Genomic DNA, 17,444 nt, shown 5'->3' with positions numbered 1-17,444 from the left:
CTCGAAGAGGGCGGCTAGCTGCCCGCGATGCGGGCGATCGTGCCCGGCAGGTCTCGGCGATGCGTCCGCTCGTTCACCCGGTGCGTTACTTCGGTTTCGAATCGAATCACCGGCGCTACTCGGAGTCCCGCGGTTCCCGGTCCTCGCCGAGCCACGTCTCTTTCACGTCTTCGAGCGACTCGCCGATCTTGCGTCCCTTGTAGCCGAAGAGGTCCGGGGAGCCTCCTTCCGACATCATTATCGGCCAGAACGGCTCGTCGGCGACCAGATCCTCCCCATCGACGCTCGCGTAGGTCGTTCCCGCGGGGACGCGTTCGAAGTTCTCAACGTACAGCTCGTAGGAGCTCCCGGAGGACTTCGGAACGGGTTCGCCGATGTGGAAGAAGTCCGGATCGGCCTCGGGTGGCTCGTCGGGGAGCGCGTCCACCCGCTCGAGGAACGCGCGGGCCTGATATTCGGCGGCCTCAGCGGCTTCCTCGGAGTCCTCCGAGGCGAGCTCGATCTCGACGGTGAAGCCACAGGTCGTGATCGTCTGCTCGTTCTCCCCCCAGTGATCGACGACGTGTGGCACGGGCAGTTCGGAGGCCAGTTCGAACTCACGCTCCTGGGCGCTGTGTATGAGCGCGAACGGCGTGGGCTCGGCCTCAGTACCGTGCAGCGAGAGTGACGTCCGACCCTCGACGAACTCGCAGAGCCGGGCGGCGATCCGTTCCTCCCGATCGCCGTCCGGATCGCCGGGGAACACGCGGTTGAGGTCCGAGTCGAGGTAGCGTTCGCCGGCCTCGATCGCGGCCGGATTGGCGAGGACGAACGCGACGCCCCGGCGGAGATCGAGGTCGGCCTCGCGCAGGCGACGCACCGCGCGGACGCCGCTCTTCTCGCTGCCGTGGACGCCTCCGATGACCACGACCTCGGGCTCCCCAGGACCCCGAACGGTCACGTCGAGTGGGCCGAATTCGTCTTCCATTGTACTGCCCGTATCTCGGGAGCCGAGACGAGTAAAGGCGCTCCTGGCGTGTTCCGGCCCGGTGAGGGTTGCGACGTGTGGAACCGTTAGTTCCCGGCCGGTTCGTGGCGGCACGTCCGATAGGGGGTCCGTGCTCGTATCACAGCCCCGACGGTCGGGAGGTCGGGTTCACGAGTTCACGGAACTGACTACGACTCCGTACCCGAAGCGCGTCGCAACCGCCACCTGCGATGGAACGATCGCTTCAAAGGCGCATCGAGGACGGGATCGATCCCGTCGTCTCTCCTCGTCGTCGGGCATCCCTACTGGCTCAAATCCACTGAAAGCTACCGCGAGGAGACGTACGCCTCGAGGCGGTTCATGGCCTCCTTCAGCTGGGGGAGGCCGCTCGCGTACGAGACCCGGAGGTGGCCCTCGCCGGCCTCGCCGAAGACCGAGCCCGGGACGGCCGCGACGCCCTCCTCCTCGAGCAGGCCCTCCGCGAACGCCTCGTCGTCGCCGGGGACCTCGGGAAAGACGTAGAAAGCACCCTGGGCATCGAAGCAGTCGATCCCCATCTCGGAGAAGCGCGAGAGGACGAACCGCCGTCGCCGGTTGAACGCCCCGACCATCTCCTCGACGTCGTCGTCGCAGCTCTCGAGTGCCTCGAGGGCGGCGTGCTGGGCGGTCGTCGGCGCCGAGAGCATCGAGTACTGGTGGATGCGGTTCATCGCCTCGATCCCCTCCCCGGGCCCGAGAGCGTAGCCCAGTCGGAGTCCGGTCATCGCATAGGCCTTCGAGAAACCGTTGAAGACGATCGTGCGCTCGCGCATCCCGTCGAGGGTGGCGATCGAGACGTGCTCGCCCTCGTAGGTGAGGTCGGCGTAGATCTCGTCGGAGAGGACTCGAAGGTCGTGCTCGCGACAGAACTCCGCGACGGGTTCGAGGTGCTCCTCGTGCATGACCGCGCCCGTGGGGTTGTTCGGATAGCACAGTATGAGGAGGTCGGCCTCCTCCGCGCCCGCGCGTTCGAGTGCCTCGTAGGTCAAGCGAAAGCGCTCCTCCTCGCGGGTGCGAACGGGCAGGGGCTCGCCGTCGGCGAGCAGCACGCCCGGCTTGTAGGAGACGTAGGAGGGGTCGACCATCGCGACCCGGTCGCCGGGGTCGACCAGCGCCCGCAGCGCGACGTCGACGCCCTCGCTGACGCCCGTGGTCACCAGCACCTCCTCCGCGGGGTCGTACGCGAGGTCGTAGCGCTCCGCGCAGTGGCGGGCGATCGCCTCGCGGAGCTCGCGCATCCCGCGGTTCGCCGTATACGAGGTCCGCCCCCGCTCCAACGAGCCGATCGCGGCGTCGCGGGCGGCCCACGGCGCCGAGAAGTCGGGCTCGCCGACGCCGAGCGAGATGACGTCGTCGCGCTCCTCGGCCAGTTCGAAGAACCTCCGGATTCCGGAGGGGGGAACCCGCCCGACGCGCTCGGAGGTCCTCATTCGAACGACCTCCGGCGAGCGCGAGTTCGGGACGGGATCGCCCCTGTCGTGGTGCCGTTCATGGCGAGACCGAGAGCCGATCGTCGTCGTCGCCGTCGTTCATCTCGATGCCGCCCTCCTTGTAGGTCTCCATGACGAAATGGGTCACCGTCTGGGTCACCTCGGGGACGGGCGCGACCTTCTCGCTGACGAACCGGGAGATCTTCCGCACCGAGCCCGCCTCGACGATCATCAGGAAGTCGTAGTTGCCGCTGACGAGGTGCAGCGAGTCGACCTCGGGGAACTTCGCGAGCCTGTCGGAGACCTCCGCGTAGCCCGTCTCGCGATCGAGGGTGACGTTGAGCTCGACCGCGGCGCGGGCGTGGTCCTCGTCGACCGCCTCCCAGTCGACGATCGCCTGGTAGCCCCGGATCGTGCCCTCGTTCTCGAGGTCGGCGATCGCTCGCTCGACCTCGTCCTCCGAGAGGCCGGTCTGGCGCGCCAGATCCGCCGTCTCGGTCCGGGCGTTCGCACAGAGGGCGTCGAGCAGTTCGCGTTTCGGCTCCATACAGGGGGAGCAGAGGGCAGCGGGTTAAGGCTTGCTCCCGGCCCGATATTCGCCCCGGCGGGATCGCAACGCATACCGATCCGGCGCGGGTAGCTCCCCCATGAACTACCTGCTGTGGGCGCTTCTCGCCCTGCTCGCCTACACGTTCGTCGCGCCGCTGATGAGCATCGCGACGACCGACGTGCCGAGCGACGTCGCGGTCATCGTCTCGAACACCATGCTCGTGATCGCCGCCGGGGCGATCATCGCCTTCACGCGCGAGCCCGTCGCCGAGTACCTCACCCATCCCGACGCGCCCTACATGTACGCCGCCGGGATCTGTCTCGCGGTGGGGATCCTCGCCTATTATCGGGCGCTCGCGATGGGGCCCGTCAGCGTCGTCGTCCCGATCTTCGGGATGTTCATCGTCACGAGCTCGCTGGTGGGGTTCGTCGCGCTCGACGAGCCGATCACGGGACGGAAGGTCGCGGGGATCGGCTTCGCGATCGTGGCGGTCTACCTCACCGCCGTCGAGTGAAGCTCTTTGTCGTCGTCGTCCATAGACCCCGGTATGGCGCTCCAGAAGTCCGACAGCGACCTCGCACACGGCGATCCGGCCCCCGAGTTCGAGCTTCCCGGTGCGGACGGCCGTACGTACGCCCTCGCGGAGTTCGCCGACCACGAGGCACTGCTGGTCGTCTTCACCTGCAACCACTGCCCGTACGCGAAGGCGAAGATCGAGCCGCTGAACGAGATCGCACGCGAGTACGACGACGTGGCGGTCGTCGGGATCAACCCCAACGACGCCGAGGAGTATCCCGAGGACTCGTTCGAACGCATGAAGGAGCTGGTCGAGGAGGGCACGATCACCTACGACGCCTATCTGCGCGACGAGTCCCAGGAGGTCGCCCGCGCGTACGGCGCGGTCTGTACGCCCGACCCGTTCCTCTTCGAGCGGGAAGGCGGGGAGTTCCGACTGACCTATCACGGGCGGATCGACGACGCCCACGATCCCGACGCCGAGCCGACCGAACACGACCTGCGCGAGGCCATCGAGTCGGTGCTGGCGGGCGAGGGGATCACGGTCGACGAGCAGCCCTCGCGGGGCTGTTCGGTCAAGTGGCGCGAGGAGTAGTCGGTTCGGAGTCAATCGTCCGTCCGGAGCCCGGCGACGAACGCCCGCGACCCGCGGTAGAGGGCGGCCGCGGCCGCCAGCGCGACGAGGGATCCGACGGCGACCGTCGCGGTTCCGTACCCGCCGACGACGGCCGAAACCGCGGCCACGAGCACGGCCGCCAGCACCGCGAACACGCTGACCGCGAGGGCGACGTGGCGGATGAGCATGACGCGGGGCGAGCCGCGGCCGAGCGCCGCGACGCCCCCCAGCTGGAGCGCGGCCGCCTCGACGGCGAGCTGGAGGCCGATCAGGACCGACAGGCCGAGGATAAGGGTGGAGCCGACGCTCCCTGAGAGCCAGTCCCAGCCGAGCGCCTCCAGCGCGTGGCCGAGCAGCGACGGGAGGACGGCCATCGTGGGGACGCCGACCAGAACGACGGCCCCCAGATAGACCGCGCCGGGTATCAGAAGCGATCGTCGTTCGGTGGACATGGATCGGACGTACACGAACGCGCGTAAATGCTTTCGGGCCGCGTGGACGGCTCAGTCCGTCGACTGCCGGAGCCGTTCCCAGGCACTTCGGAACTCGCTTTCGTCCTCCGTGCGTTCGTCCCAGGCCTCGAGGCCGCGTTCCTTCCTGGTGCCGGGAATCGTGTTATCGAGCACGAGCGCGACCAGCCCGCCGACGGCCATGCCGGTGCCGCCGATGACGAAGACGGTGTCGGCGATCAGGGGCGATCCGAGGACGGGCGAAACGCCGGCGGCCAGTTCGCGGAAGGCCGCCGCGCTCTCGAAGTTCGCCATGTACTGGGGGATCGCGAGCCCGACGAACAGCGAGAAGCCGACGGTGAAGACGTTTCGCTGGCTGTCCAGGTCGACGTGTTTCAGCGTCGAGATCCCGACGGCGACGATCTGGCCGAACATCGCGACGAACAGCCCGCCGACGATCGGGTCAGGGATGGTGGCGACCAGCTGGCCGAAATACCCGACGAAGCCGACGACGATCATGACCGCCGCGCCGACCTGCACGACGTAGCGCGAGGCCACGCCGGTGAGACCGATCGCGCCGATGTTCTCCGAGTAGGAGGTCGAGCCGCCGGTGCCCATGACCCCCGAAAAGACGTTCATCAGCCCCTCCATGCCGATCCCGTGGTTGATGCGTTTCTCGCTCGGCGCGCCCGAGCCGGTGAGGCGCGCGACCGCCTGATAGTCCCCGAAGCTCTCGATCACCGAGGCGAGCACTCCGGCTATCATCCCGATCACGAGCGCGAACTCGACCCTCGGAACCCCCCACTGGAAGGGATAGATCGGCATCAGCGGCGGGGCCGCTGCGACCTGACCCAGCGCGACGTAGCCCGGTGAGTCGGGGGAGTAGAAACCCGTCACCGAGAGGACCGCGGCGAGCACCCAGACGATCGCGACCCCGAGGATGACGGGGAACAGTTGGAACGCGCGGTTCTTCGACTTGAGGTACTGGGAGAAGAGGACGATCAGGCCGACCGTGAGGCCCAGAAGCAGCCAGTCCTGGTTCGCGGCGGTGATCTGGTCGGCGTCGAACAGCGCGAGCCCGATCAGGGCGATCGTGGGGGCGATGACGACGGGCGAGAGGAAGCGCCGGAGCCGACCGATGAGGCCGAGATAGCCGACGGCTATCTGGACGCCAGCGGCGACGATGATCGCCCCCTGGAGGTAGAGGAGGTCGGTCTGCCAGTTCGGCTCGCCGGGGATCGCGCCGACGACGGCGATGATCGCGAGCGCGGGCGCGAGCATCGAGAACGGCGCGCCCTGGACGATCGGATAGCGGTTGCCGAGGGTGGTCTGGGCGAGCGTCGCGATCCCCGAAACGACGAAGAACGTGCCCACGAACCGGGCGGTGACGTCGGGGGGCATCCCCATCGCGCCCGCGAGGATCAGCGGGACGGCGATGTTCGCGCCGACCATCGTGAGGTAGTGTTGTAGCCCCAACAGCACGGATTCGAAAAGCGGCGGTCTGTCCTCGATACCGTACTCGACGAAGCTGGCCCGGTCCTCACCCATTGTCCAAACTGCCTGTCGGTGGTCGGCGGGGGCTCAAATGCCTGCTGATTTGTCCGTGGACCGACGGCCAACACTTACAACGGGGGACGACGAACGGGAAAGCATGACCCAGGTCGACCTCGACGAGGAGACGATCGAACGGCTCGACGGGCTGCGCGAGGAGGAGGAGTCCTACGAGGAGCTCATCAACGAGCTGATCAACATCTACGAGACCAGCGAGATGACGCTCCACCACGCCGGCGAGGAGCTCTAGTCGGTCGCGGTCCGACAGGTCGACTCCCACTTCCCCTGTTCTTCGAGGCGCTCCTGTAGGCGGTCGGCGTACTCGGCGACGAGCGATTCGGCCGCCTGCCGGTCCTCGTCGCTCGCGCCGCTACCCCCGCCCCCGAGACCGAGGGCGCCCTTGATCGAGTCGAGGATGCCGCCGGAGGGGTCGCTCCCCGTAGAGCCGCCGGCCCCGCCCGCCGCCTGGACCTGGGCGTCGATCTTCTCGAGTTCGGGCATGATCTGGGGGAGCTTCTCGGTGTTCGCGACGATCTCGGCGCTCTCGGGCTCCTCGGCGCCGTGGATCTCGAACTCCGTCGCCGTCATGATCAGCCCCCACTGCTGGCTCGAGAAACGCGACTCGTTGACCCGCTCGGTGAACTCCCGGTCGACGGCCATCCGGTCGCCGACGATCCGGTCCATCCACTGTCGATCGCTCATACCCGTCATTCGATCAGGCGATAAAAGAAGGTTCCCGCTCGGCTCCGGCTTAGAACGCGCCGCCTTCGGCGCTGATCTCGGCGTGCAGGTCGTCGCGCAGCGCGGCGTGGACGTGACAGATGCCCTCCGCGCGATCGACGATCTCGTCGAGCTCGTCGTCGTCGAGGTCCTCCTCGACGTAGATCTCGAAGCGGACCGTCGAGAGGTCGTCGTCGTCGTCGAGGTCGGCCTCGGCGTCGATCTGGAGCTTGCCCAGGTCGTCGTGGTCGCGCTGCTGGCCGGCGACGCGGAACGCCGGCAGGAAACACGACGCGTAGTCCGCGACGAGTACCTGGTTGGGGTTTGGCCCCTCCTCGTCGGTGGCGTCGATGGTGAGTTCGAAGTCGCCGACCTGGCTGTTGGTTACGAAGCCCTGCTCGCTGACGCTGGTGGTCTCGATATCGGTCATTGCGTTCTATGAATCCGGCGCGAGCGCCCTAAAGGTGGTGTTAGCAGGTGAAGGGGACCGGTACCGACACGACGGATTTGGCGGGAGCTATCCCGACAGCTCGAAGGACTCGTCACCCGCGAGGACGTGGACCTCGGCGTCGCTGCCGGTCGCCTCGACCTCGCTTTCGAACTCCTCGGTGTCGATCTCGATGGGCGGGAAGGTGTCGTAGTGCATCGGGAAGGCGTGGTCGACGTCGAGCCAGTCGACGGCGATCGCGGCCTGCCACGGCCCCATCGTAAAGTGGTCGCCAGCCGGCAGTGCGGCGGCGTCGGGCTCGAGATACGGGCCGATGATCTCGCGCATCTCGGTCATCAGCGCGGTGTCGCCCGCGTGGTAGAACGCGGTCGACTCCTCGTCCTCGACCTGGGTGGGCTCGGTGTCGCTGATCACGAACCCGGCCGGCGGGCCCGCCGAGTACTCGTAGTCGGTGTCGATCCCGTTGGTGTGGTCGGCGCGACACATCGTCACGTAGGCGTCGCCGCACTCGACGGTGCCGCCCATGTTCATCCCCATGCCGCCGACCGCGTCCGAAAAGCCCAGCTCCTCCTGGGCGTAGGCTGCGAGCTCCGGGACGGCGACGAGGGTCGCGTCGCTGAACTCGCCCGCGTGGCCGATGTGGTCGGCGTGGGCGTGGGTGAGCAGGACGTAGTCGGGCGAGTCCACGTCGCCCGGTTCGAGGTCGGTCTTCGGGTTGTCGAAGAACGGGTCGATCAGCAGGTCGGTCTCGCCGACGGTGACGTACCACGTCGAGTGGCCGTGCCAGGTGAGTTCCATACGGGTGGGACATCGGCCGAGGACTCCATAAAAGGTACCGCCGGCTCCGATCCCTGATACGAACTGCCGCGGGACGAAGCCTTTTGACCTCCCGGTCTGAGACCCATCCATGCACCGCGTACGCTTCCGCGATCCCGCCGGCTCGGTCCGGCAGGGCGAGTACTCGGACGGGGAGGTCAGCTTCGGCGACGAGAGCTACGACGCCGAGGAAGTCGATCTCCTCGCGCCGTGTGAGCCGACCAAGATCGTCTGCATCGGCCGCAACTACGCCGCCCACGCCGAGGAGCGCGACGAGGAGGTCCCCGATCGTCCCCTCCTGTTTCTCAAACCGCCCAACGCCGTCGCGGGCCACGGCGACACCGTGGGGCTGCCCGCCGACCGGTACGTCGAGCACGAGGCCGAGCTCGCGGTCGTGATCGGCGAGCAGTGTCGCCACGTGGACGAGGCCGACGCGGAGGACGTGATCGCGGGCTACACCTGCTTCGATGACCTCTCGAACCGCGACGACCAGGACGAGGAGCAGAACTGGGTCCGCGGGAAGGCCTTCGACAACGCCGCGCCGATTGGTCCCGTGCTCGCGACGCCCGACGAGGTCCCGGACGACGCGCGGATCCAGCTGCGAGTCGACGGCGAGACCCGCCAGGACTCCACCCTCGATCACCTGATCTTCTCGATCCCGGAGCTGATCGCGGAGATCACCCAGTACATGACCCTCGAATCGGGCGACGTGATCGCCACCGGAACTCCGGAAGGTGTCGGGCCGGTCGAGGACGGGAACACGGTCGAGGTCGAGATCGAGGGGATCGGCACCCTCGAACACGACGTGCGCCAGTAGCGCGCCGGGAGCCGTAGAACCGCCGAGGATTTTCTCAGTCCATAACGGATAGAACCAAACGAACAGGAGGTTTCCCGGTCGCGCCCGACGTGGTAGCCGGAGCCATGTCACGCAACACCGACGACGACCGACGGACCGTACTGAAGCTCGCCGGGCTGACCGCGGGCGGGGTAGCGGGCGTCGCGGGCCTCGGGGGGATCGGGGCCGCGGACGAAGGCGACGAAAGCGAGGAGGACGGGCTCGTGACCGTCGAGGGCGGCGAGACGGTGGCGGGGACCGTCGAACGGATCGAGGCCGCGATCGAGGAGGAGCCCCCGGAGCTGATCACGACGTTCGATCACGCGGCGAACGCCGAGTCGGTCCGCGAGGAGCTCCGAGAGACGACGCTGATCCTCTTCGGCACGCCGGAGGTCGGAACCCCGATCATGCGGGAGAACCAGGCCGCGGGGATCGACCTCCCCCAGAAGCTGCTGGTCTGGTGTGACGAGGAGGGGCAGGTGCAGATCACCTACAACGATCCCGAGTGGAACCTCGTCGAGCGCCACGGCGTCTCGCGCTCCGAGGAGATCGAGGCGATGAGCGAGGCGCTCGCGAACTTCGCGGCGGCCGGCGCCGGCGAGGGGGCGGAGTAGCGGAGGAAGCTCAGACGAGCTCGCGGTACCATCTCTCGCGCTCCGCGCGCTCGACCTCGAAGCCCTTCGCCGCGAACCCGCTGGTCGCCTCGCAGCGCGCGTCCTCGGTGTGTTTCCGCGGGAGCTTCAGGTCGTGGCTGGTCCGTCGGGGGCCGTCCTTGTACTCGATCCGGAGGGTGTCGTCGCCGACCCGCGAGACCGACTCGACGTCGCTACAGCGGATCTCGGCGGGAGCGAGGAGCCAGCGCCGCAGCCAGACCGAGAGCTGCCAGACGAGCGCACCGAGAACGAAAATGCCGCCGATCACCGCCCACAGCGCCCCGTCGGAGGCCCGCGAGAACGTTCCGGGGAGCGTCGAGACGGTCCCGAGGAGCGTGAAGGCCACCAGTGCCGGCTTGCCGAGGGCACCGAGGTCTGCCTCGCGGATCCCCTCGATCGTCCGTCGAACGTGCCAGATGGGGCCCTCGTCGAGGTGGATCGAGCCCTGCTCGATCCGGCACTCCCCGTGGCGCGTCTCGAACGACTGGGGCTCGTAGGAAGGCGTGCGACGGCGACCCATACAGCATGAACTCGTGTATCTGACATAAAACTCACGGCGTCGGGAGCGGGGCCCAGGGCGTGTGGCCACGCTTAATATACCCGCCCCACTTGGGGCGACCATGCAACCACGGGACCTCTCCTCGCACGTCGCCTACGAGGCCGGACGGGGGGTCGAGGAGGTCGCCCGCGAACTGGGGCTCGACCCCGGCTCGCTCGTGAAGCTGGCCTCCAACGAGAACCCGCTCGGGCCGAGCCCGGCCGCGGTCGAGGCGATCCGCGAGCACGCCGACCGGATCCACTCCTACCCGAAGGCCTCCCACGCCGACCTCACCGCGGAGCTCGCCGACCGCTGGGGACTCTCCACGAGCCAGGTCTGGCTCGCGGCCGGCGGCGACGGCGCGCTCGACTACCTCGCGCGGGCGACCCTGGAGCCGGGCGACCGGGTGCTCGTTCCGGAGCCGGGCTTCGCCTACTACGGGATGAGCGCCCGGTACCACCACGGCGGGGTGGCGACCTACCCCGTCTCGAAGGCCGAGGGGTTCGAACAGACCGCCGAGAAGGTGCTGGCCGACTACGACGGCGACCGGATCGTCTACCTCACCAGCCCGCACAACCCCACGGGTTCGGAGATCGACCTCGCGGAGGTCGAGGAGCTGGCCGAGCGCACCGACGAGGAGACCCTGATCGTCGTCGACGAGGCCTACGGCGAGTTCTCCGACGGCCCGAGCGCGGTCGATCTGGTCGATGGACGCGACGACGTGGCCGTCCTGCGGACCTTCTCGAAGGCCTACGGGCTCGCCGGCGTCCGGTTGGGCTACGCGCTGGTTCCCGAGGCGTGGGCCGACGCATACGCGCGGGTGAACACGCCCTTCGCCGCGAGCGAGATCGCCTGTCGGGCCGGGCTGGCCGCCCTCGGCGACGCCGAACACGTCGAGCGCTCCGTCGCGGTCGCCCGCGACTCCCGGCAGTTCATGTACGAACGCCTCGACGCTCGGACCTGGGAGAGCGCGGGCAACTTCGTGCTCGCGGAGGTCGGCGACGCGAGTGGGGTCGCAGAGCAGCTTCAGGAACGGGGGGTGATCGTCCGGGACTGTACGAGCTTCGGGCTGCCCGAGTGCATCCGGATCACCTGTGGCACCGACGAGGAGACCCGCAAGGCGGTCACCGAGTGCAACGAGCTGCTCCGGGAGACGGTATGAGGGTCGTCGTCACCGGCACCCCCGGAACGGGCAAGACCAGCGCCACGGAACCCCTCACGGACCACGACGTCCTGCACCTCAACGAGGTCGTCGAACGCGAGGGGCTGTACACCGAACGCGACGAAGAGCGCGACAGCCTCGTCGTCGACATGGACGCCCTCGGCGAGTACGTCGACGATCGGGAGGGGATCGTCGAGTCACACCTCGCCCACCACCTCCCGGCCGACCGGGTCGTCGTTCTGCGGTGTGCGCCCGACGAGCTCGAACGGCGGCTTCGCGAGCGCGGGGAGAGCGAGCCGAAGGCGAGCGAGAACAACGGGTCGACGAAGTCGCCCCAAGCCCTCGCTCGCTACGCTCGCGAGAACGCCGAAAGCGAGGCGCTCGACCTGATCCTCTCGGAGGCGGTGGCCGAACACGGCCTCGAGAGCGTCTACGAGATCGACACCACCGACCGTTCGCCCGAGGAAGTGGCCGAGGAGATCGAGCGCGTGATCGACGGGGAACGCGAGCCCAGCGCCGGGGAGGTGGAGTTCTCGTGACCCTCGATCAGTATCGCTCGCTCGCCGACCGGACCCTCGAGCCGTTCGTCGAGGGCGCCGACAGAGCGGGCATGACGCCGAACGGCGTGAGCGTCCTCGCGTTCGCGGTCGCGGGGTTCGCGGCCGGGGCGTTCTACGTCGCCGGGGCGAACCCGGGCTGGTATCTCGTCGGCGCGCTGCTCGTCCTGTTGAACGGGGCGCTCGACCTGCTCGACGGGGCTCTCGCGCGACGTCAGAACGTCGCCTCGACGGCGGGCGACCTGCTCGACCACGTCCTCGACCGGTACGCGGACATCCTCATCATCGCCGGGCTCGCGGCGGGGATCGGCGAGTACGCGGTCGGCTTCCTCGCGGTGACGGGCGTGTTGATGACCTCCTATCTCGGCACCCAGGCCCAGGCCGTCGGCCTCGACCGCGTCTACGGGGGGATGCTCGGACGGGCGGATCGACTGGTGCTGGTGGGGGTCGTCGCGGTGCTGACCGCCCTCTATCCGGCTGCGATCCTCGGGCTGACGCTCGTGGGCTGGCTGCTCGTGCTGTTCGCGGTCGTCGGCCACATCACCGCCCTCCAGCGGTTCTATCACGCGATGGGCGCCCTTGGGTGAGCGTGGCGCACCATTTATACACCCCCGCCGGTAAGGGCGGGTATGGTTCAGTGTGAGATGTGTGGCACCGATACCTCCACACCGACGACGATCAAGATCGAGGGCGCTGAACTCGACGTCTGCGATTCCTGTTCGGAGTTCGGGACGGAGGTCCGCACGCAGGACGCCTCGTCGGGCTCCACGAAGTACTCGACGTCCTCCTCGTCGGGCACGTCGGACTCGGGCGGCGACAGCGGGTCGGGGTCGTCGGGCTCCTCGGGCGGGTCCAGCCGCCGTCGGAGCGACATGTTCGACGAGATGGAGGAGATCGCCTCCGACTACGACCAGCGCATCCGCCAGGCCCGCGAGTCGGCCGGCCTGAGCCAGGAGGATCTGGCGGGCGAGCTCAACGAGAAGGCCAGCCTGATCCGCAAGCTCGAGCGCGGCGACATGCTGCCCAGCGACTCGGTCCAGACGAAGCTCGAGCGCAAGCTCGACATCACCCTCTCGGAGGGCGTCAGCGACGACGACACCGAGTGGGAGGGTGGTTCTTCTACAGGGAGCTACACGCTGGGCGACGTCGTCACCCGCAAGGACTCCTGATCGCTGATCGGGAAGACTCTTTAGCCGCCCCGCCCGAGGGCGAGCCATGTTCGTTCTGGTCAACTGCAAGGCCTACCCGTGTGACCCCGTCGAGATCGCAGAGGCAGCCCACGAAGTGAGCGAGAGCTCGGGGGTTCGCATCGCCGTCGCACCCCAGACCGCCCGACTGGAGTCGGTCGCCAAGACGGGCGTCGAGACGTGGGCCCAGCACACCGACGGCAACGAGACCGGCAGTCACACCGGCAGCGCGCTCGCCGAGTCGCTCGCGGAGGCGGGCGCGACGGGCACGATGATCAACCACTCGGAGAAGCGCCTGAAGCTCGCCGATATCGACGCCGGGATCGGGGCCGCCGAACGGGCCGGCCTCGAAACCGTCGTCTGTGCCAACAATCCCGAACAGGTGAAGGCCGTCGCCGCGCTCGGCCCCGACGCCGTCGCGGTCGAGCCGCCCGAGCTCATCGGCTCCGGTACTCCCGTCAGCCAGGCCGATCCCGACATCGTCACCGACGCGGTCGCGGCCGCAGAAGCCGTCGACGAGTCGGTGGAAGTGCTCTGTGGCGCCGGCATCAGCACCGGCGAGGACCTGGCCGCCGCCGAGGAGCTGGGTGCCAAGGGTGTGCTGCTCGCGAGCGGCGTCGCGAAGGCCGACGACCCGCGGGCGGCGCTCGAGGACCTGGTCGAGCCGCTGTAGACGGATACAGTTCTACGGATCGCCGTTCAGTGCGGCGGACGGCGCGAACGGGGTCGCCGAACGTGACGACCCCGTTCGCGGGGCGGGGAAGGCGTCCTTGGCGAGCGATTCCGATCGGAATCGCACGTTGGCGGGCCTGGCGGTCTCAAAAATCGCGAAGCGATTTTGCTGGCACACGAGAAACGCGGAGCGTTTCTCGGGACCGAGTGAGGGCTTTCGTTTAGACGTAGGCGCGGACGTCCCGCGTGATGTCGTCGACGTCGTACTCGTCCTCCTCCTTCTCGAAGACGACCTCCCCGTCGACCCGGACCTCGAAGATCCCGTGGTCGCCGGTGATCAGGGTCAGCTCGTCGATCTCCTCGCCGAAGTTCGTGAGCAGGGCGTGCTGGACGGCCTCGGCGCGTTCGAGGAAGCCACACGGAACGCAGTACTCGATCTCGACGGTGGTCATACACGGCGGTAGGGACGGCTCGCTGATAAACCCTCACTCGAACTGCGAGAGGGAGGCCTGCCCGGAGCCCTCGGCGCGGTCGGTGCTCGACTCCGCCTCGGGCCCGTCCTCCTCGCCCTCGGAACTGGACCCGTCGACGACGTCCTCGCTCCCGGCCCAGCCGTCGAGGCTGGCCTGGGCCGCCGAGCCGAACTCGAGGTTCGAGACGCGCACGCCGACCTTCCGCACCCGCTCGCCCTCGAACTCGGAGAGCAGCTCGCGGACGACCCGCCCGACGAGCTCGGGGTCGTCCACCGGCCCGGGAAGCGACCGGGCGCGCGTGTTCACGTCGAACGGCGGGGTGACGACCTTGATTCCGATGGTACGGTAGAGCGCGTCCTTCCGGATGGCCCGCTCGGAGACGGCCGCCGCGAGCGTCAGGGCCCGCTCCTCGACCGCCCCGAGGTCGCCGGTCGGATCGGCGAACGCCGACTCGCGCGAGAGACTCTTCGGTCTCCCCTTCGGGGTCACCACCCGGTCGTCCACCCCACGGGCCCGGTCGTAGAGGTCCGCGCCGCGCTCGCCGAACTCCGAGACCAGGGCGTGGCGCTCGGCGCCCGCGAGGTGGCCCGCGGTTTCGATCCCACGATCGCGAAGGGTGCGGGCGGTGACGGGACCCACACCGTGGAGGTCCTCGACGGGGACGGGCGCGAGGAACTCCCGGACCGCCTCGGGCTCGACGACGACCAGCCCGTCGGGCTTCTCGGCGTCGCTCGCGATCTTCGCGGTGCTCATGTTCGGGGCGACTCCGATGCTCGCGACCACGCCGACCTCGCGCTCGATCCGGTCCTTGATCCCGCGGGCGAAGTCCTCGGCCTCGTCCCAGGTCGTTTCCTCGGTGACGTCGAGGTACGCCTCGTCGATGCTGACCTCGCGGACGGTGCCCGCGTGGGCGTGGAGGATCTCCCGGACCTCCTCGCTGACCGACTCGTAGAAGGCCATGTCGACGGGCCGGTAGAACCCCGCCGCCTCGACGTCGAGATCGGGGTCGGTCGCGGCGACCCGTTTCCGGGGGAGGCGTTCGAGCGCCTCGGTGATCGCCTGGGCGCTCTCGACGCCGAACGCGCGGGCCTCGTAGCTCGCGGTCGCGACGGCGCCGACCGTCTCGCCGGGCTCGTAGCCCATGCCAACGACCAGCGGCTCGCCCCGGAGCGCGGGCTCGCGGAGGCGCTCGCAGGACGCGTAGAAGCAGTCCATGTCGGCGTGGGCGACGATCCGGTCCTCCGACTCGACGCCGGGCAGCCGCGCTCCCATCATGGGTACTGCGGGGCGGGCGGTGTTAAGCGCCGCGGCTACGGTGTGGTCGTGATCGCCCGGTACCGGACGAGTGGGGCCGATAAAACGCGGGTATGCCGGAAGCGAGCGCGTGCGTCAGGCGGGCGGGCGCCGGGAGCGCCAGCCACCCGCGGCGACGCCGATCAACACGAGCGCGAAGAACGCGACGGCGAGCCACTGCCCCGTCTGCGTCGCGAGGAAGTCGGCCACCATGCCGAGCAGGTCGAGACCGAACGCCTGCCCGAGCGCGAACAACAACAGGACGGTGCCCAGAACGACGAGCCCCATCCTGACGATCCCGCGTGCGAAGAACGCGGTCGCGCTCCCCTCCGCGGGCGGTTCGTCGCGCTGTGCGTCGTCCGTGCCGGATCGCTGCTGTTCCGACATACCCGAACATGTCGATTTGGACAGGTAAGGTTATGGAGGTGTTAATCGGAGGTATCGTCGTCGGGGCGAGCAGGAGCACGTTCTGGGGAGTCGGGGTCGTCCGGATCGGCACCTCGTGTATATCATTCTGTTGATTGGACATGTATTAAATCTATTGATATGTGTGGTGAGGATCGTTCCTCCCTCCCGAGAGGTTCGGTCCCGGCCGTCGCGGAGTCCACCAGCACCGTTCGTCGTTCGGCGTCGAGCGCGGATCGGTCAGAGGGCTGTTTCGGGCCGGTACGAGCCGGTATCGTCGGCAGATCCTCTCGTTCGGGTCGGTCCCCGAACGGCAGGTGCCGGGTGAACGTTAAAACCTATCAGTACCGTTAACCTACGTGGCCCTACCGAGAGATGTGTGCTGATCTCGCCACGACGGGTGGCGTCCCCGTGACGCTCCGGCCCGATCCGGTCCCCGAGATCCAACAGGCGTATCTGAACACACCGGGAGCGCAGCTGTTCGCGACGATGCTTCTGGTCGCGCTGGTCGTCCTCTCGCTCAAGTCCGGACGTCGGTTGGAGGCTCGTCTGATGGATCGCTACGGCCGGCATATCGGCGAGGTCGGCCGGATCGTGTGGCTGCTGTTCGTCATCGCGGCGGGCGTGTACGCGTTCAGCGTCATCTGGCAGGTCACGTTCTTCCTCGAGGTGATCGTCGATGCGGTCGTGATCGATCGTTGGACGGTCATCCAGCAGCTCGTGACCGTCGCGGTGGTGCTGATCGCGTACCTCCTGATACGGTTCGTCAACCGGTCGATCGACAAGCTCCAGCAGACCTCCTCGGTAACCAGACATCAGAGCGAGGTCGCCTACCACGTCGCCGACGTCGGGATCGCCCTCGCCGCCGGGACCGTGATCCTCACCGTCTGGGGGGTCGACCTGACGAACATCTTCATCGGCGCGGGCGCGATCACCGCCATCGTCGGTTTGGCGGCCCGCGAGACGCTCGCGGCGATGCTCGCCGGGTTCGTCCTGCTGTTCTCGCGTCCCTTCCGTGTCGGCGACTGGATCCAGATCAAGGACCACTCGGGGATCGTCAAGGACGTGACGATCTTCAACACGAAGATCCAGACTTTCAGCGACGAGCACGTCCTGGTGCCCAACGACATCATCACCGAGAGCGACCTCACGAACCTCTCGCGGAACAACCAGCTCCGCGTCGAGATCGAGGTCGGCATCGACTACGACACCGACGTCAACCGCGCCCGTCGGGTCGCCGTCGAGGCGGTCGAGGGGCTCGATTCCATCAAGTCCTCGCCCGACCCGGAGGTGGTCGCAAAGCGTTTCGCCGACTCGTCGATCCTGCTCGAGCTGCGGGTCTGGATCGGCGATCCGACCAGGCGCCGCGAGTGGGATGCCCGGACCGACGCGATCGAGGCGATCAAGGAGGCGTTCGACCGCGAGGGGATCACCATCCCCTACCCACAGCGCGTCCAGTCCGCCCGCGGCGAGGGGTTCCCGATCGACGGCGACGGGCCACGGGAGCAGCCGCCCGAGGTCGAGAACGATTGATACCACGCGGTTATATAGCCGGAACCGAAAGCGG

The 17,444-nt window shown here is 68.2% G+C and carries 23 protein-coding genes; 11 read left to right on the top strand and 12 right to left on the bottom strand.

Annotation, left to right across the window (positions count from 1 at the left end):
- Positions 1–115: 115 nt before the first annotated feature.
- The 3 genes from WOA58_RS04730 to WOA58_RS04720 all read right to left on the bottom strand — a co-directional run bounded on the left by WOA58_RS04730 (position 116) and on the right by WOA58_RS04720 (position 2,983).
- Positions 116–967, bottom strand: a complete 852-nt coding sequence (locus tag WOA58_RS04730) for a M14 family metallopeptidase (protein WP_340603008.1) — start codon at positions 965–967, stop codon at positions 116–118.
- Positions 968–1,293: 326 nt separating this feature from the next.
- Entirely contained in the window at positions 1,294–2,436 is a 1,143-nt protein-coding gene (locus WOA58_RS04725) for a pyridoxal phosphate-dependent aminotransferase (RefSeq protein WP_340603007.1), read from the bottom strand.
- Between the two features lie 58 nt (positions 2,437–2,494).
- Entirely contained in the window at positions 2,495–2,983 is a 489-nt protein-coding gene (locus WOA58_RS04720; protein ID WP_340603006.1) for an Lrp/AsnC family transcriptional regulator, read from the bottom strand.
- 100 nt (positions 2,984–3,083) lie between these two features.
- Here WOA58_RS04720 and WOA58_RS04715 point away from each other — a divergent pair, with 100 nt between their 5' ends.
- Together WOA58_RS04715 and WOA58_RS04710 are read left to right on the top strand one after the other, a co-directional pair.
- The gene (locus tag WOA58_RS04715) at positions 3,084–3,500 is read left to right on the top strand and encodes an EamA family transporter (protein WP_340603005.1); all 417 of its coding nucleotides are present in this window, start codon (positions 3,084–3,086) and stop codon (positions 3,498–3,500) included.
- A gap of 33 nt (positions 3,501–3,533) precedes the next feature.
- A complete protein-coding gene (locus tag WOA58_RS04710) occupies positions 3,534–4,097 on the top strand; it encodes a thioredoxin family protein (protein ID WP_340603004.1) in 564 nt (187 codons plus the stop codon).
- Between the two features lie 11 nt (positions 4,098–4,108).
- Here WOA58_RS04710 and WOA58_RS04705 read toward each other — a convergent pair whose 3' ends face one another.
- Both WOA58_RS04705 and WOA58_RS04700 read right to left on the bottom strand, forming a co-directional pair.
- Positions 4,109–4,570 carry a hypothetical protein gene (locus WOA58_RS04705; RefSeq protein WP_340603003.1) on the bottom strand — a complete coding sequence of 154 codons (462 nt, stop codon included), beginning with the start codon at positions 4,568–4,570 and terminating at the stop codon, positions 4,109–4,111.
- Positions 4,571–4,621: 51 nt separating this feature from the next.
- Positions 4,622–6,115: a uracil-xanthine permease family protein gene (locus WOA58_RS04700; RefSeq protein WP_340603002.1), complete on the bottom strand. Its 1,494-nt coding sequence runs from the start codon at positions 6,113–6,115 to the stop codon at positions 4,622–4,624.
- A 103-nt stretch (positions 6,116–6,218) separates the two neighbouring features.
- Here WOA58_RS04700 and WOA58_RS04695 point away from each other — a divergent pair, with 103 nt between their 5' ends.
- Positions 6,219–6,368 carry a DUF7557 family protein gene (locus WOA58_RS04695; protein WP_340603001.1) on the top strand — a complete coding sequence of 50 codons (150 nt, stop codon included), beginning with the start codon at positions 6,219–6,221 and terminating at the stop codon, positions 6,366–6,368.
- Here WOA58_RS04695 and WOA58_RS04690 read toward each other — a convergent pair.
- From WOA58_RS04690 to WOA58_RS04680, 3 genes are all read right to left on the bottom strand, one after another.
- Positions 6,365–6,820 carry a DUF5799 family protein gene (locus tag WOA58_RS04690; RefSeq protein ID WP_340603000.1) on the bottom strand — a complete coding sequence of 152 codons (456 nt, stop codon included), beginning with the start codon at positions 6,818–6,820 and terminating at the stop codon, positions 6,365–6,367. The genes WOA58_RS04695 and WOA58_RS04690 overlap by 4 nt on opposite strands.
- Before the next feature lie 49 nt (positions 6,821–6,869).
- Positions 6,870–7,268, bottom strand: coding sequence for an OsmC family protein (locus WOA58_RS04685; RefSeq protein WP_340602999.1), 399 nt, complete (start codon positions 7,266–7,268; stop codon positions 6,870–6,872).
- A gap of 87 nt (positions 7,269–7,355) precedes the next feature.
- A complete protein-coding gene (locus WOA58_RS04680) occupies positions 7,356–8,084 on the bottom strand; it encodes a metal-dependent hydrolase (protein ID WP_340602998.1) in 729 nt (242 codons plus the stop codon).
- Between the two features lie 109 nt (positions 8,085–8,193).
- Between WOA58_RS04680 and WOA58_RS04675 the strand changes: the two genes are divergently transcribed.
- Entirely contained in the window at positions 8,194–8,919 is a 726-nt protein-coding gene (locus WOA58_RS04675; RefSeq protein WP_340602997.1) for a fumarylacetoacetate hydrolase family protein, read from the top strand.
- A 104-nt stretch (positions 8,920–9,023) separates the two neighbouring features.
- Complete coding sequence (locus tag WOA58_RS04670; RefSeq protein ID WP_340602996.1) at positions 9,024–9,551, top strand: DUF302 domain-containing protein; 528 nt, start codon at positions 9,024–9,026, stop codon at positions 9,549–9,551.
- A 10-nt stretch (positions 9,552–9,561) separates the two neighbouring features.
- On the opposite strand, the gene WOA58_RS04665 is transcribed toward WOA58_RS04670, so the two are convergent.
- The gene (locus WOA58_RS04665) at positions 9,562–10,110 is read right to left on the bottom strand and encodes a hypothetical protein (protein ID WP_340602995.1); all 549 of its coding nucleotides are present in this window, start codon (positions 10,108–10,110) and stop codon (positions 9,562–9,564) included.
- Positions 10,111–10,210: 100 nt separating this feature from the next.
- On the opposite strand from WOA58_RS04665, the gene hisC reads away from it, so the two are divergent.
- The 5 genes from hisC to tpiA are packed head-to-tail and all read left to right on the top strand — an operon-like array spanning position 10,211 to position 13,707.
- Entirely contained in the window at positions 10,211–11,290 is a 1,080-nt protein-coding gene (gene hisC, locus WOA58_RS04660) for a histidinol-phosphate transaminase (protein ID WP_340602994.1), read from the top strand.
- A complete protein-coding gene (locus WOA58_RS04655; RefSeq protein ID WP_340602993.1) occupies positions 11,287–11,829 on the top strand; it encodes an adenylate kinase family protein in 543 nt (180 codons plus the stop codon). Before hisC ends, WOA58_RS04655 begins: the two co-directional genes overlap by 4 nt.
- The gene (locus WOA58_RS04650) at positions 11,826–12,434 is read left to right on the top strand and encodes a CDP-alcohol phosphatidyltransferase family protein (RefSeq protein ID WP_340602992.1); all 609 of its coding nucleotides are present in this window, start codon (positions 11,826–11,828) and stop codon (positions 12,432–12,434) included. Before WOA58_RS04655 ends, WOA58_RS04650 begins: the two co-directional genes overlap by 4 nt.
- Before the next feature lie 42 nt (positions 12,435–12,476).
- Complete coding sequence (locus WOA58_RS04645; RefSeq protein ID WP_340602991.1) at positions 12,477–13,016, top strand: multiprotein bridging factor aMBF1; 540 nt, start codon at positions 12,477–12,479, stop codon at positions 13,014–13,016.
- Between the two features lie 46 nt (positions 13,017–13,062).
- Positions 13,063–13,707 carry a triose-phosphate isomerase gene (gene tpiA, locus WOA58_RS04640; RefSeq protein ID WP_340602990.1) on the top strand — a complete coding sequence of 215 codons (645 nt, stop codon included), beginning with the start codon at positions 13,063–13,065 and terminating at the stop codon, positions 13,705–13,707.
- Positions 13,708–13,927: 220 nt separating this feature from the next.
- Here tpiA and WOA58_RS04635 read toward each other — a convergent pair whose 3' ends face one another.
- The 3 genes from WOA58_RS04635 to WOA58_RS04625 form a co-directional block, all read right to left on the bottom strand.
- Positions 13,928–14,158 (bottom strand): Rdx family protein, encoded by a 231-nt coding sequence (locus tag WOA58_RS04635; RefSeq protein ID WP_340602989.1) that lies wholly within the window; start codon positions 14,156–14,158, stop codon positions 13,928–13,930.
- 33 nt (positions 14,159–14,191) lie between these two features.
- Positions 14,192–15,451 (bottom strand): DNA polymerase IV, encoded by a 1,260-nt coding sequence (dinB, locus tag WOA58_RS04630; RefSeq protein WP_390220445.1) that lies wholly within the window; start codon positions 15,449–15,451, stop codon positions 14,192–14,194.
- 117 nt (positions 15,452–15,568) lie between these two features.
- Positions 15,569–15,859 (bottom strand): hypothetical protein, encoded by a 291-nt coding sequence (locus tag WOA58_RS04625; RefSeq protein ID WP_340602987.1) that lies wholly within the window; start codon positions 15,857–15,859, stop codon positions 15,569–15,571.
- Positions 15,860–16,252: 393 nt separating this feature from the next.
- Between WOA58_RS04625 and WOA58_RS04620 the strand changes: the two genes are divergently transcribed.
- A complete protein-coding gene (locus WOA58_RS04620; protein WP_340602986.1) occupies positions 16,253–17,410 on the top strand; it encodes a mechanosensitive ion channel family protein in 1,158 nt (385 codons plus the stop codon).
- Positions 17,411–17,444: the final 34 nt, after the last annotated feature.

It is taken from the genome of Halalkalicoccus tibetensis, assembly GCF_037996645.1.
GTDB lineage: Archaea > Halobacteriota > Halobacteria > Halobacteriales > Halalkalicoccaceae > Halalkalicoccus > Halalkalicoccus tibetensis.
This window is presented reverse-complemented; position numbering and strand designations above follow the sequence as displayed.